Origin of the sequence: Streptomyces sp. NPDC016562 (assembly GCF_043076955.1) — a bacterium.
In the GTDB taxonomy this organism is placed as follows: domain Bacteria; phylum Actinomycetota; class Actinomycetes; order Streptomycetales; family Streptomycetaceae; genus Streptomyces.
The window spans coordinates 1,364,693-1,377,635 of record NZ_JBIBRZ010000002.1 but is presented as its reverse complement, the minus strand read 5'-3'; the positions used below and the strand labels follow the sequence as shown (position 1 = coordinate 1,377,635).

Sequence of the window (12,943 nt, the reverse complement as noted above, 5' to 3'; positions counted from 1 at the left end):
TTCCGGGTGGGGTGGGGCGGTCAGTGCGTGCGGGTGGCCGAGACGGTCGCCAGGTCCGCCAGGGCGCTGCGTGCCTCGGTGGTCAGGTCGGCGTGGGCCAGGGCGTCGTGTGCCTCCCGCAGCCTGGCGGTGATCATGTCCTCGACACGGGCGACGGCCCCGGTGCGGCGGGCGATCTCCCGCACGCGTTCCACCTGCCGTGCGCCGAGGTCCGCCTGCCCGAGCAGGTGGTGCAGCTCCGCGCGCTCCGCCGGGGTGGCGGAGGCGAGGGCGTGGGCCATCAGGGCCGTGGGCCGGTTCCCGGCCAGGTCGTCGGCCGGGTCCTTGCCGGTCCGCTCCGGATCGCCGAACAGGCCGAGCAGGTCGTCGCGGAGCTGGAACGCCTCGCCGAGCGGCAGGCCGTAGTCGCTGTACGCCCGGATCAGCCGCGGTGGGGCGCCGGCGAGCAGGCCGCCGATCTGCAAGGGGTGTTCGACCGTGTATTTGGCGGTCTTGTAGCGGATCACCTTCACCGATGCGTCGGGGTCCGGTGCGCAGCCGGTGCGCAGGACCTCCAGGCACTCACCGGCCACCAGTTCGCGGGCCAGGAGCGTCCACACGGGCCGGGCCCGGTTCAGGAAGGCGCCGGGCAGGCCCGACGAGGTGAACAGCTGCCCGGCCATGGACATCAGCAGATCACCCACGAGCATGGCCAGCGCCCGGGCGCCGGCCTTCGGCCGCGCGTGATCGGGGAGGGCCGCGCGCAGGGCGATGTGCCCGGTCGGGCGGCCGTGCCGGGTGCGGCTGTGGTCGATCAGGTCGTCGTGGACGACGGCGGCCGCGTGGACCAGCTCGATGGCGCCGGCGGCGCGTACCAGCGCCTCGCTGTCGGGCTGGCCGACCCCGCGCCAGCCCCAGTAGCAGAACGCCGCCCTCAGCCGCTTGCCGTGCGCGGTCGCCGCATGGAGTTGGTCTGCGACCGGGGCCAGCGAGGCGTCGATGTCGGCCAGCGCCCGGGCTTCCGCGGAGACGAACTCGTCCAGGACGTGGTCGACGCGCTGCTTGAGCGAGGCGCGCTCCTCCCGTTCAGTCACCGACGCGCTCCGCGGGGGTGGGGGCGGTGAGGGTGCGGGCCAGGACCTCCAGGTGGGCGGGCGGCGTGACCGCGTGCCGGTCGAGGAACAGCCGGCCGCGCGCCTTGGTCTCCTCCTGGCCGTCGACGAGGAGGTCCCCGAGATCGGCGCGGCGCAGCAGGCCGCTCAGTCCGCCGACCGCGCTGGTCAGGCCGCTGACCGCGAGATCGGCGAGACCGGCCACCAGGGCCACCGCGTCCTCGGTCAGCCGCGGCTCGCGGCCGTCATGGTGTGCCACAGCATGTCTCCTGCACGGAAGGGCCCGCCCCGGCTCCGGGCCGGCCGGCACGGAGCAGCGCGTCACGGCGTTCGCCCGCCACGCACTTCGAGTCTGGCCGCTGGAGCCGCGCCGGGCAGGCCCGATGCACCATCGAGTGATCTTTCGGCAAAGGCGCCCCTCGGGCTGAGCGGGCCCTTTACGGGGCGCACCCGCCCCGGCCAAGACGCGCATTTATCTTGAGTCGGCTCTTGTCAAGTTTTATGGCGGCGCGCTATATAGGTGGTGTGGCCATGTGCATCTGGGACACACAGGAGAGGAGTGAACGACGATGCTCATGCGAACCGATCCCTTCCGTGAACTGGACCGTATGACCCAGCAGGTCCTGGGAAGCGCCAACCGGGCGGCGGCCTTGCCCTTGGACGCCTTCCGCGAGGGGGACTCCTTCGTCGTCGAGCTGGACCTGCCCGGTGTCGACCCCGCGTCCATCGACCTGGACGTCGACCAGAACGTCCTCAACGTCAAGGCGGAGCGGCGGACCACCGCCTCCGGCGACGACAGCGACGTGCTGATCGCGGAGCGCCCCTCCGGCACCTTCAGCCGCCAGCTGTTCCTCGGCGAGACGCTGGACGCCGACCGCATCGAGGCCTCCTACGAGGCCGGCGTGCTGCGGCTGACCATTCCGGTCGCCGAGCAGGCGAAGCCGCGGAAGATCGAGATCAGGGCCGGAGAAGGCTCGCACAAGGAGATCAACGCCTGACGCGCGCGGTGGGAACGCGGAGGACGGGCGGCCTCCGCCGGGGCCGCCCTCTCCCCCGCCGTCCACGTCGGCCGGTGGAGAAAGCGAGGTCCGCCGTGATGCCCGAAACGCCGCCTCTCGCGGCCGAGATCAGGCAGCGCGCCGATGGGTACCTCAAGGTCGCCGTGTCGGGGGAGCTCGACATCCAGAGCGCGCCGCGGCTGCGCGTGATCCTCGACGAGGCGCTGTCCGACGGTGCCCGCGTGGTGGAGCTCGACTTCAGCGAGGTCGAGTTCTGCGACTGCTACGGACTCGGCGTCCTGCTGGAAGCCCGCCGTCGTGCGGGAGAACGGGGCACGGTCCTGCGCGTGGTGAGCGTGACCTCGCCCCTGGTGCGGCGGCTCCTGCGCGGGACCGGAACGGCCGGCCTGCTCGGCCGTCCGGCGCAGTGAACAGGCGGACCCGTCGAACAGTCGAAGCGATCAGCAATCGAGGTTTTTGATCCGAGAGGAGCGCATGATGGCACGCGCAGTCGGGATCGACCTGGGCACGACCAACTCCGTCGTCGCCGTCCTCGAGGGCGGCGAGCCCACGGTCATCACCAACACCGAGGGAAACAGGACCACCCCTTCCGTGGTGGCCTTCGGCAAGGGCGGAGAGGTCCTCGTCGGAGAGATCGCCAAGCGGCAGGCGGTCACGAACGTCGACCGGACCGCGCGGTCCGTCAAGCGCCATGTCGGCGAGACGAACTGGCGCTTCCCGGAGTCCGGCGACATCGACGGCAAGCGCTACACGGCTCAGGAGATCTCCGCGCGCGTCCTGCAGAAGCTGAAGCGCGACGCCGAGGCGTACCTCGGGGAGGACGTCACGGACGCCGTGATCACCGTCCCGGCGTACTTCAACGACGCGCAGCGCACCGCCACGAAGGAGGCGGGTGAGATCGCGGGCCTGAACGTCCTGCGCATCATCAACGAGCCGACGTCCGCCGCGCTCGCGTACGGCCTGGACAAGGAGAACGACCAGACGATCCTCGTCTTCGACCTCGGTGGCGGCACCTTCGACGTGTCGCTCCTGGAGATCGGCGAGGGGCTGGTGGAGGTCAAGTCCACCAACGGTGACACCCACCTGGGTGGCGACGACTGGGACCAGAAGATCGTCGACCACCTCGTGAAGCAGTTCCGCAATGCCTACGGGATCGATCTGTCCCAGGACAAGATGGCACTGCAGCGTCTGCGGGAGGCCGCCGAGAAGGCGAAGATCGAACTGTCCGCCGCGACGGAGACGACGATCAACCTGCCGTACGTCTCCGCGTCCGCCGAGGGCCCGCTGCACCTGGACGAGAAGCTCACCCGCAGCCAGTTCGAGCAGCTGACCGCCGACCTGCTGGAGCGCTGCAAGGCGCCGTTCCACAACGCGGTCAAGGACGCGAAGATCAAGGTGTCGGACATCGACCACGTCATCCTCGTCGGTGGCTCGACCCGCATGCCGGCGGTGACCGAGCTGGTCAGGGAGCTGACCGGCAAGGATCCGCACAAGGGCGTCAACCCGGACGAGGTCGTCGCCATCGGCGCCACCCTCCAGGCCGGTGTGCTCAAGGGTGAGGTCAAGGACGTCCTGCTCCTCGACGTGACCCCGCTGTCCCTGGGCATCGAGACCAAGGGCGGCATCATGACCAAGCTCATCGAGCGCAACACCACGATCCCGACCAAGCGCTCGGAGATCTTCACGACGGCCGAGGACAACCAGCCGTCCGTGCAGATCCAGGTCTACCAGGGCGAGCGCGAGATCGCGGCGTACAACAAGAAGCTCGGCATGTTCGAGCTGACGGGCCTGCCGCCGGCCCCGCGCGGCGTCCCGCAGATCGAGGTCTCCTTCGACATCGACGCCAACGGCATCATGCACGTCACGGCCAAGGACCTCGGCACGGGCAAGGAGCAGAAGATGACCGTCACCGGCGGCTCCTCGCTCCCCCGCCAGGACATCGACCGCATGGTCCGCGAGGCCGAGCAGCACGCCGAGGAGGACCGCCGCCGCAAGGAGGAGGCCGAGACGCGCAACCGCGCCGAACAGCTGGTCTACCAGACGGAGAGGCTGCTGCGGGACAACGAGTCCAAGATCCCGGCCGATCTGAAGACCGAGACCGAGACGGCGATCGGGGACCTGAAGGAGAAGCTGAAGGGACAGGACACGGCCGCAATCCGCACGGCGACGGAGCATGCCGGTGCCGTCGCGCAGAAGATCGGCACCGCCCTCTACGAAGCCGCCCAGCCAAGCGCCGGGGGCGGTGACGGTCAGGCGTCCGGCGCCGGAGCGTCCGAGCCCGGAGCGTCCGGTGGTGCGGATGAAGACGTCGTCGACGCGGAGATCGTGGACGAGGACAGCGCGAAAGGAGAGGCGCGATGAGCCCGCCGAAGGCCTCCGACGGACCGCGGAAGCAGCAGCCCCCGGTCGTGATCAGGGACAAGCGGCGCATCGACCCCGTCACCCTGCAGCTGAGGGCAGCCGACAGCGGTGGTCCCGAGCCGTCGCGGACCGGCGCCGCCGGACACGGCTCCCCCGGCGGCGCCCCCGCCGCCGGGAGCACCGCTCCGCAGAGCGAGCTCGCGGAACGGACCGCCGATCTGCAGCGCCTGAAGGCGGAATACGACAACTACCGCAAGCGGGTTCAGCGCGACCGCCTCGCGGTGCGGGAGATCGCGGTCGCCAACGTCCTGGCCGGGCTGCTGCCCGTCCTGGACGCGATCGACCGCGCCCGGGATCACGGCGACGTCGACCCCGGCCTGCGCGCCGTCGCCGACGCGCTGGAAACCCAGCTCGCCACGCTCGGTCTCCAGGAAGTCGGGGCCCCGGGAGAGCCCTTCGACCCCACCCATCACGAAGCGATCTCCTACCAGCGGTCCGATGAGGTCGACCGGCCCACCTGCACCACCGTGCTGCGCCGCGGCTACCGGGTCGGTGAGCACCTCCTGCGCCCGGCCCAGGTGACGGTGAGCGAGCCGCCCGACCGGGAGGAAGCACAGACCAGTGCCGCGACCTGAGGGACGCGTACCGGCCTGGCGTGCGCCAGGCCGGTAGAGGCGATGAGGCGATGAGGTGACGAGGTGACGAGGTGACGATCAGCCGGGCGCCGGCGCGGAGGGCCGCTGAGCGGGCATGCCGAGCTGTTCCGGCTGGATGTGCTCGGTGGCGCCGAGCAGCGGTGCGCCCTGCCGTTCGGGCCGGTGACCTGCGGTGTCGGCCACCCTCTCGCGCGGAGTGTCCGCCGCTCCGGGTGCCGCGGGAATCACCCGGCGGGCCAGGAGACGGCCCACCCAGTGCCGACCGCACGCCGGGCACGGGGAGGCGCCGGCAGGCGTGTACGGGGAGGGCACGGGAATGCCGTCGCGCGAGAAGTACTCCCACGTCCCGCCCTCTTCGTCGCGGTACTGCTGGACGTCGTAGTCGATGCTCCATTGGTGCCAGCACCGGCCGCACGTGAATTCCGCCCGTTCCAAGGCCATCTCGGTAATCATGTCCGTCGCCTCCCTTCGGCTGCGACCTTCTCCTCACAGTCGATTACCCATACGGGGTCGCCTTGACAACATAGCGGACCGGCTTTATCACGGGTGGAAGAGGAGAGGTGCCGGTCATCGTGGAGGTGAGGGAAATGGGCGGCTCGCGCCCGCCGCGCGACCATTACACCGTCCTCGGACTCCCCGCGGAGGCGTCCCCGCAGCAGATCACCAGCGCCTACCGCGCGCTGATCCGCGCCCTGCACCCGGACACCCGGCCGGGCGGGCTCACGGCCGAGGGCGAACTCGCCGAGGTCATCGACGCCTACCGGACCTTGCACGATCCGCTGCGGCGGACCGCCTACGACGCCGAACGCGCTCGGGAGGGGCAGACCGCCGCGGGCCACCGGGTGCGGATCCCCGTCCGCGTGCGGTCCGCGCCGGGGACTACGGCGCGGCCGTTTCCGCCGCCCGCGGAAAGGGTTCGGCCGGCCGCCCCACCTCCGTACGAGGACCCCTTCGACTCCTTCGACCGCCTCATGGCACGGCTGCTTTTCCGCATATAGCGCGTCACCGCGATAATCAGTGCCAGGAATTCCGGCCCCGGTAATTCAGCGGCCGCGCCATTTCGCCGCGATGTGGTGGCGGGGATGGTCAGGCGGGGGTGCGGAAGGAGCCCGGCCTGCGGCTGCGGCCCGCCACCGCACGAGAGGGCGCGTACGCGCCGTCGGCCTGGCGCATGCCGTGCTCGCGTCCTGCCCGGGCACGGGAGTTGAGCAGTCCGCGCAGTGCGGCGGCCGCCGCCTGACGTTCGCGGGCCCTGCCTTCGGGCAAGCTGCTGAGGTGCTGCACCACGTCGAGCAGGCGCCGGGGCTGGGGCTGCCAGTCGTACACGGCCAGGGGCACACCGCGGGCTTCGAGGTGCGCGGCCAGGGTGAGAAGGCAGTGCAGGCCGCTGAGGTCCATGAACGGTACGCCCGCCATGGTGCAGTTCACGGCCGTGGTGTGCGCGTCGGCCAGCTGTTCGATCTGGTCGAAGGCCGGGCAGCTCTCCAGGTCCAGTTCCCCGGAGGGAGCAAGGCACAGGGTCGTTCCGGAGCGCCTGACCGCGATGCGGAAAGCCGGTTGCATGGCGTCTCACCTCACGGGGTGTCCCGACGACACGTCTCTCGTCACGATTTTGGGCCCGGCCGGGGCTGTCCGGCAAGCGGCTCTCGGGCCAGCGGCCGCCGCGCGCGGTCCGGGCCGCGGCGAGCGTCCGCAGCGCGGCCAAGCCCCGTCAGCGGCAGGTCACGGTGGTGTCGGTGGCCGCCTCGGCGGCCCCGAGGTCCTGGGCCCGCTGGGCGCGCTCGCCGATCAGGCGGCGGAAGCCGGCCAGGGCGTAGCGCTCCCCGGCCAGTGAGCCGGGCCCGGTGAGGCCGGCGATCTCGGCCAGGAGCTGCTGGGGCTGGTCCTGCCATCCCACGACGAGGACGCGCAGGCCCAGGCATTCCCCGCGCCGGTGCAGGTCGAGGAGGTGGAGCAGACCCGCCGGGTCCATGGACGTCGCCCGGTGCAGATCGATCATGAGGACCCGCGCTTCGGCCGGGAGGTGGTCCAGCGCCCGCTGGAGCACCGGGGCCGCTGCCTCGTCGAGGGCCCCGGCCAGGCCGATCAGGAGCGTGTGGCCGCGGGCTTCGGCGTCCATGCTGATCAATGCGTTCTCCTCACGACAGCGGTGGGCGTACGAGCCCCCCGTTTGGCCGTCATCCTGGCCAACGGGGCCGCCGTTCGCCTTGAGGCTCGCCCATACGGCGGTCGTCATGGCGCCAGGACGGTGTGGGGGTCGAGGGTGCGGCGTACGAGCTGGTCCGCCACGTCCGTGGGGCGCAGGTGGTGGCGGCGGCAGTAGGTGTAGAGGTGGCGGGCGCCTTCGGACGGGGTGATGTCCGCCGTGGCGGCGAGCATGCCGCTGGCGGTGTCGAAGACCGCTTTCCCGGCCAGGGCGGCCTGCGTGCGCAGGGCGATGTCCTCGGGCCGCAGCGGCTGCCGGTCCCAGGTCAGGACCGCGGTGGTGGCGACGTCGGCCAGGGCCCGCAGGAGGGCGTTGTCGGCGTCCGTGAGGCCGGTCGGCCGGTGGGCCAGCAGGTTGAGCGCGCCGATGACGTGCCCGCGGTGCTGGAGGGGGAGGGCGTGGGCGCTCTGGTAGCCGGCCGCCCGGGCGAGCGGCGTGAAGACGGGCCAGCGCTCCTCCTGGGACGCCAGCTCGGGGGCGTGCACCGCCTCGCCGGTGGTGAAGGCGTCGATACAGGGGCCCTGCTTGGTCTCGGCCTGCCAGATTTCGGTGAGTTCGGCGGCGGACTCCGTGGTGATCGCGGACCGCAGGCCGCCGCGTGAGTTGACGAGCATGACGCCGGCCGCGTCGGCGGACGTCAGCGCGACACTGTGCCGGACGAGGTGTCCGAGGAGGACGAGGGGGTCGACGTCGTCACCGAGGGTGTCGCTGAGCGCGACGAACGCCTCGGTGAGCTGCTGCTCTCGGGTGGTGGTCATGCCGGTGTCACCGTTTCCCTGCTCCAGCCGTCCATGGGGGCGGGCTTAGTCATGGAACCTGATTCTCCCGGCGATCACGTCGAAAGCCGCCTCCGTCACGGACTGTCCGTGGGAGAAGGCGTGGGCCCTCAGGCGGGCCAGTGCATCCTGGGGATCGACCCCGAGATACACCATGATCATTCCAGTGGCCTGGTGAACCTCCTCGTGATCGGTTTCGGCCGCGTCCAGCCACGACCCGTCCAGATCGGTCCCCGCTCCGGGGTCCTGTGCCTGGAGCGCGAGCAGGGCGGTGGTGATCGCCTCAGCGGCGGGAAAGGCGAGGGACCGGTCCTTCTCGGTGAGGGGGCCCGGCCGGTCGCGGTAGAGGTCGAGGGTGCCGATCGCCAGGCCGCTGCTGCCGAGCGGCAGGCTGAACACGGCCTGTACGCCGAGATCGACGGCCTGCTGGGCGAACAGCGGCCATCGGCCGGCGTCCGGACCCCGCGTGAGGTCGGGGGCGAAGACGGGCGCGGCCTGTTCCAGCACGGTGCGGCACGGGCCCTCGCCGAGCGAGTACTGGACCTCCGCCAGCCGGCTGGCCACGCCGTCGCTGGACCACCACACGCTGCGGACGTCCGCGTCCCCGTGCAGGGAGACCGAGGCCCCGCTGACGTCCATGAGCTCGACGCAGGCCCTCGCCAGAGCGGCCGGCGCCTCTTGGGCGGCCGATCCGTCGAGGCCTCCCAGGAAGAGTTCGCTCAGGCGCCCGTACTCGCGGCCGCCACCCGGGAACGATCCGTTCTCGGGTCCTTCGCCGTCCTGGGGTTGGACCGGATCCACGGTGCCTCACCTCCAGCCACAGCCCGCTCCTTCCATCCTCCTCCACGGAGGCAGCCGAACGCGCCCTTCAGGGGCACCGCGGAATGCCTCGACGCGAGCGGGTGTCGCACCGGCGCGGGGTGTGCCGGTCGCGACGATACAGGGCATAACCCCCGGGGGGTGCCCGCGCTGTGGCCTCCTCCTCCTGCTGCCTGGCCCGACCGAAGGGACCTCCATGGCCACACCCTCCGACCCGTTCCCCCTCGTCGTGGCCGCCGGTCAGGACGCCGGGGATCCCACGGCAGCGCCGACGACCGCGGGGGCGGTGGGGATGCTGATGGCCGCCACGCCGTGCTCGGCCCGTGACGCGAAGGCGATCCTGGCCGCGGCCGCCGAGCTCGCGCGGACCACCGTGCAGCACCTGGCGGCCGCGATGACCGCCGCCTCCCGGGGCACGCCGCTGCCCGCACCGGTGGAGCGGGCCCTGCGCCACGCGGTCGAAGCGGCGCGCAGGGCCGGGCCCGTGGCGCAGATCCGCGGCACCGCCCTCGTGCCCAGCCGGGCCCGGACCGAAGAGGTGCTGAACCGGCTGCGGGTCTGCCGGGCACGCCTGGCCGCGGCCCCCGACGACCCGGCGGCCCTGCGGGACATGGACGACGTCACCTACACGCTGTGCGTGCTCATGGGCCGTCCCACCACTCACGAGGCCCTGCGCGCGGCGGAGGAACTCCTCGCCGGTCCCGCCGGGCGGACCGGCCTCTTGAACGAGGAGGCCGGCCCGGCCGCATGAGCGAGAGGGCCCTGCCCAGTGCCCGCGGGACGGGCGGGGAGCGGGGCGGGCGGGGAGCGGCGCTTCAGGGGGAATCCCACCGCTCCCCGTCAGCGCGCCCGCCGGCGCCCAGCAGGCCCGTGGCCTCGAAGGGGGCGGCCCGTTCGAGGCGGGGCAGTTCGGTGCGTGCGACGCGGGTGACGAGGGCCGGAAGGGCGGCACGCACGGGCTGGACGGCGCGCAGCCAAGCGGGTACGTACACCGTGGGCCGCCGGTGCTCCGCCGCGCTCGCCAGCCGGTCCGCGACCTGCTCCGCCGGATACACCGTGCGCGCGGGCGGCGGCATGTGGGCACGCAGTTCCCGCAGGACGGCGTGCCGGTCGGCGTCCCGGATCATGTCGGTGTCCGTCCAGTTGATGTAGGCGATCGCGACGGCGACACCGCGGGGTGCGAGCTCGGCCCGCAGGGCCTGGGCCATGGACTCGACGCCGGCCTTGGACGCGCAGTAGGCGCTCATCATCGGGGACGCCCCCATGGACGCCAAGGAGGCGATCTGGAGGTAGTAACCGCTGGTGTCGAAGAGGTCGGGCAGGAAGGAGCGCACGGTTGCGGCACTGCCGATGAGGTTGACCTCGACCACGCGGCGCCAGGTCCGCGGGTCGGAGTCGGCGAACGGCCCGCCCTCGGCGATGCCGGCGTTGCCCACGACCACGGACGCCGGCCCCAGGCGGGTGCGTACCTCGCGGGCGGTGGCCGCCATGGCCGCGTCATCGGTCACGTCCACGCTCCAGCAGGCGGTGTCGTTGCGCAGTGTCCCGGCCACCCGCCGCAAACCCGCCTGCTCCAGGCCCAGCAGGGCCAGCCGGGCGCCCCGGGCGTCGAAGGCCCGCGCCAGCGCGGCTCCCAGTCCGCGCGCGGCGCCGGTCACCACGACGGTGCGGCCCCTCAGGGGCCGGGTGCGTCTCTGCGTGATCACTGTGCCTCCACCCGTCCGCTCACTCCCGTTCCGCGCCGGGATCAGGTCCCGGCCGGAAACCTGTCCCAGGCCCGGTGCTCGGCCAGGGCCGCGGCGACGCTCTCCACGACGGCCGCGCCACCCTCGCCCAGGGCGATGCCGGGGCCGTCCGTGTCGAGGCCGGCGGCCTCGAAGAGCCGTTCCGCGCCGTTCCAGCCGCCGATGGCCTTGCCGTGCCGGTAGGCCTCGGTGAGGAGCAGCAGGACGCGCGGGTCGGGCGCTTCGGGGGGCCGGGCCGTACCGGCCTTGGCGTCGCGGGCACCGTAAGCGTCCGCACCCGCCCCGGGCACGCCGACGAACAGGAGGGCGTCGAACTCGACCGAGCGGGCGGTGGCGAAGGTGCGCCGCACGGTGATCGGGTCGCCGTCGGAATCGAGGGCGGCGCCGGTCGGGGCGACGACGAGGGGCAGCATGCCGGCGTCCAGGACGGCCTGCCGGGCGGCCCGTACGCCGTCCGGCTCGGCCTCGGCTCCGACGACGATGCCGATCACGCGGCCGTCGGTCGGCCAGGTCCCTCCCAGCTGCGAGAGGGCCGGGCTGGGGTCCACCTCGGCGTGCGGGACGGTGGCCTCCGGGGCCGGCAGGCCGAGGCCCGCGGCGACCTCTTCGCACAGCTGCCGATCGATGTTCGCGAGGACCGTCAGCATCCGTTCCTTGACGGCTGGTTCGTAGCACTTGCCCAGCTCGAAGGTGTAGGCGGCGATGATGTGTTCGCGTTCGGGCGGGGTCATGCTGAGCCAGAAGAGCCGCGGCTGGGAGAAGTGGTCCGAGAAGGATGCGGGCGCCTCGCGGACCTTGCTCGCCGCAGGGACCTTCACGGGTGCCTCGATGAAGGCGCCGGTGTCGCCTCCGGCGAGGAAGGGGCAGCCGCCGTCGAGGCTGTTGGGCCGGTACGGGGCGACGCCGGTGTGGACGGCGGTCTGGTGCATGCCGTCGCGGAGCATGTCGTTGACGGGGGCCTGCGGCCGGTTGATCGGGATCTGGCCGAAGTTGGGCCCGCCGAGCCGGCTGATCTGGGTGTCGAGGTAGGAGAAGAGCCGGCCGGCGAGCAGCGGGTCGTCGGTGACGTCGATACCGGGGACGAGGTGACCGGGGTGGAAGGCGACCTGTTCCGTCTCGGCGAAGAAGTTCTTCGTGTTGGCGTTCAGGGTCATGAGCCCGATGGGCTGGACCGGCGCGCGCTCCTCGGGGACGATCTTCGTCGGGTCGAGGAGGTCGATGCCCTCGAACGTCTGCTCCGGGGTGTCGGGGAAGACCTGGATGCCCAGTTCCCACTGGGGGAACGCACCCGACTCGATGGCGTCGAACAGGTCCCGGCGGTGGAAGTCGGGATCCATGCCGTTGATGAGCTGGGCTTCCTCCCAGACCAGTGAGTGCACACCCAGTTTCGGCTTCCAGTGGAACTTCACCAGGGCGGTGTCACCGGCCGCGTTGACCAGGCGGAAGGTGTGGACGCCGAAGCCCTCCATCATGCGGAACGACCTCGGGATCCCGCGGTCGGACATGTTCCAGAGGGTGTGGTGGGTGGCCTCGGTGTGCAGGGACACGAAGTCCCAGAACGTGTCGTGCGCGCTCTGCGCCTGCGGGATCTCCCGGTCCGGATGCGGCTTGCCGGCGTGGATGATGTCGGGGAACTTGATCGCGTCCTGGATGAAGAACACCGGGATGTTGTTGCCCACCAGGTCGAAGGTGCCCTCGTCGGTGTAGAACTTCGTCGCGAAGCCCCGGGTGTCGCGCACGGTGTCGGCCGAACCGCGCGATCCGAGGACGGTGGAGAACCGCACGAACACCGGGGTCTCCACGTCCTTCGCCAGGAACGCGGCCCGTGTCACCTCCGAGGCCGTGCCGTAGCCCCGGAAGACTCCGTGCGCGGCGGCGCCGCGCGCGTGGACCACGCGCTCCGGGATCCGCTCGTGGTCGAAGTGAGTGATCTTCTCGCGCAGATGGTGGTCCTGGAGCAGGACCGGCCCCCGCGCGCCGGCCTTCAGCGCGTGGTCGGTGTCGTGGAGCCTGGCCCCCTGGGCGGTGGTGAGGTACGCACCGCTCTGGGCCGTGCGCGCCTGCTCCGCCCCGGTGGCCTGCCCGGTGGGGCTCACGGTCTCCGGACCTTCCTGGTCCGGCTTCGCCGGGAGGGGCTGCGCGGGCTGCGTCGGCTCGGGCACGGGCGGGGACACCGGTCCCGGCTTGCCCGGCACGCCGTCCCCGTCGGGCTCCGGGGCCGCAGAGGTGTGCTTCGTCGTCATCGTGTCTCCCAAGTGGGTCGGGTGCTC

At 72.1% G+C, this 12,943-nt stretch carries 15 protein-coding genes; 6 read left to right on the top strand and 9 right to left on the bottom strand.

All coding sequences use genetic code 11. The annotated features are described in order from the left end of the window. Positions 1-20: 20 nt before the first annotated feature. Entirely contained in the window at positions 21-1,073 is a 1,053-nt protein-coding gene (locus ACF059_RS13855; RefSeq protein WP_392055866.1) for a polyprenyl synthetase family protein, read from the bottom strand. Then, positions 1,066-1,350 carry a polyprenyl synthetase gene (locus ACF059_RS13850; RefSeq protein WP_392055864.1) on the bottom strand — a complete coding sequence of 95 codons (285 nt, stop codon included), beginning with the start codon at positions 1,348-1,350 and terminating at the stop codon, positions 1,066-1,068. The genes ACF059_RS13855 and ACF059_RS13850 overlap by 8 nt, the downstream gene beginning before the upstream one ends. 310 nt (positions 1,351-1,660) lie before the next feature. Between ACF059_RS13850 and ACF059_RS13845 the strand changes: the two genes are divergently transcribed. From ACF059_RS13845 to grpE, 4 genes are all read left to right on the top strand, one after another. Next, the gene (locus tag ACF059_RS13845; protein WP_392055861.1) at positions 1,661-2,089 is read left to right on the top strand and encodes an Hsp20/alpha crystallin family protein; all 429 of its coding nucleotides are present in this window, start codon (positions 1,661-1,663) and stop codon (positions 2,087-2,089) included. Between the two features lie 98 nt (positions 2,090-2,187). Continuing rightward, entirely contained in the window at positions 2,188-2,520 is a 333-nt protein-coding gene (locus ACF059_RS13840) for an STAS domain-containing protein (protein ID WP_392055858.1), read from the top strand. 67 nt (positions 2,521-2,587) lie between these two features. After that, complete coding sequence (gene dnaK / locus ACF059_RS13835) at positions 2,588-4,471, top strand: molecular chaperone DnaK (protein WP_392055855.1); 1,884 nt, start codon at positions 2,588-2,590, stop codon at positions 4,469-4,471. Continuing rightward, positions 4,468-5,106 (top strand): nucleotide exchange factor GrpE, encoded by a 639-nt coding sequence (grpE, locus tag ACF059_RS13830; RefSeq protein WP_392055852.1) that lies wholly within the window; start codon positions 4,468-4,470, stop codon positions 5,104-5,106. The genes dnaK and grpE overlap by 4 nt, the downstream gene beginning before the upstream one ends. Positions 5,107-5,184: 78 nt before the next feature. Here grpE and ACF059_RS13825 read toward each other — a convergent pair whose 3' ends face one another. Further along, complete coding sequence (locus ACF059_RS13825) at positions 5,185-5,580, bottom strand: hypothetical protein (protein WP_392055849.1); 396 nt, start codon at positions 5,578-5,580, stop codon at positions 5,185-5,187. A 119-nt stretch (positions 5,581-5,699) separates the two neighbouring features. Between ACF059_RS13825 and ACF059_RS13820 the strand changes: the two genes are divergently transcribed. Beyond that, positions 5,700-6,125, top strand: coding sequence for a J domain-containing protein (locus tag ACF059_RS13820; protein WP_392055846.1), 426 nt, complete (start codon positions 5,700-5,702; stop codon positions 6,123-6,125). A gap of 88 nt (positions 6,126-6,213) precedes the next feature. On the opposite strand, the gene ACF059_RS13815 is transcribed toward ACF059_RS13820, so the two are convergent. The 4 genes from ACF059_RS13815 to ACF059_RS13800 form a co-directional block, all read right to left on the bottom strand. After that, positions 6,214-6,690, bottom strand: a complete 477-nt coding sequence (locus tag ACF059_RS13815) for an STAS domain-containing protein (RefSeq protein ID WP_392055843.1) — start codon at positions 6,688-6,690, stop codon at positions 6,214-6,216. A 148-nt stretch (positions 6,691-6,838) separates the two neighbouring features. Beyond that, a complete protein-coding gene (locus ACF059_RS13810) occupies positions 6,839-7,246 on the bottom strand; it encodes an STAS domain-containing protein (RefSeq protein ID WP_392056690.1) in 408 nt (135 codons plus the stop codon). 113 nt (positions 7,247-7,359) lie between these two features. Beyond that, entirely contained in the window at positions 7,360-8,091 is a 732-nt protein-coding gene (locus ACF059_RS13805; protein ID WP_392055841.1) for a GAF and ANTAR domain-containing protein, read from the bottom strand. 45 nt (positions 8,092-8,136) lie between these two features. Then, complete coding sequence (locus tag ACF059_RS13800; protein WP_392055838.1) at positions 8,137-8,910, bottom strand: GAF and ANTAR domain-containing protein; 774 nt, start codon at positions 8,908-8,910, stop codon at positions 8,137-8,139. Between the two features lie 214 nt (positions 8,911-9,124). Here ACF059_RS13800 and ACF059_RS13795 point away from each other — a divergent pair, with 214 nt between their 5' ends. Further along, a complete protein-coding gene (locus ACF059_RS13795) occupies positions 9,125-9,679 on the top strand; it encodes a DUF5133 domain-containing protein (protein WP_392055835.1) in 555 nt (184 codons plus the stop codon). 64 nt (positions 9,680-9,743) lie between these two features. Here ACF059_RS13795 and ACF059_RS13790 read toward each other — a convergent pair whose 3' ends face one another. Beyond that, positions 9,744-10,634 (bottom strand): SDR family oxidoreductase, encoded by an 891-nt coding sequence (locus tag ACF059_RS13790; protein WP_392055833.1) that lies wholly within the window; start codon positions 10,632-10,634, stop codon positions 9,744-9,746. A gap of 41 nt (positions 10,635-10,675) precedes the next feature. Further along, positions 10,676-12,916, bottom strand: a complete 2,241-nt coding sequence (locus ACF059_RS13785; protein ID WP_392055830.1) for a catalase — start codon at positions 12,914-12,916, stop codon at positions 10,676-10,678. Positions 12,917-12,943 lie beyond the last annotated feature (27 nt).

Coding starts and splice junctions, on each gene's coding strand:
- ACF059_RS13845 (WP_392055861.1), top strand. CDS start 1,661: ATGCTCATGCGAACCGATCCCTTCCGTGAACTGGACCGTATGACCCAG.
- ACF059_RS13840 (WP_392055858.1), top strand. CDS start 2,188: ATGCCCGAAACGCCGCCTCTCGCGGCCGAGATCAGGCAGCGCGCCGAT.
- dnaK (WP_392055855.1), top strand. CDS start 2,588: ATGGCACGCGCAGTCGGGATCGACCTGGGCACGACCAACTCCGTCGTC.
- grpE (WP_392055852.1), top strand. CDS start 4,468: ATGAGCCCGCCGAAGGCCTCCGACGGACCGCGGAAGCAGCAGCCCCCG.
- ACF059_RS13825 (WP_392055849.1), bottom strand. CDS start 5,580: ATGATTACCGAGATGGCCTTGGAACGGGCGGAATTCACGTGCGGCCGG.
- ACF059_RS13815 (WP_392055843.1), bottom strand. CDS start 6,690: ATGCAACCGGCTTTCCGCATCGCGGTCAGGCGCTCCGGAACGACCCTG.
- ACF059_RS13810 (WP_392056690.1), bottom strand. CDS start 7,246: ATGGACGCCGAAGCCCGCGGCCACACGCTCCTGATCGGCCTGGCCGGG.
- ACF059_RS13805 (WP_392055841.1), bottom strand. CDS start 8,091: ATGACCACCACCCGAGAGCAGCAGCTCACCGAGGCGTTCGTCGCGCTC.
- ACF059_RS13795 (WP_392055835.1), top strand. CDS start 9,125: ATGGCCACACCCTCCGACCCGTTCCCCCTCGTCGTGGCCGCCGGTCAG.
- ACF059_RS13785 (WP_392055830.1), bottom strand. CDS start 12,916: ATGACGACGAAGCACACCTCTGCGGCCCCGGAGCCCGACGGGGACGGC.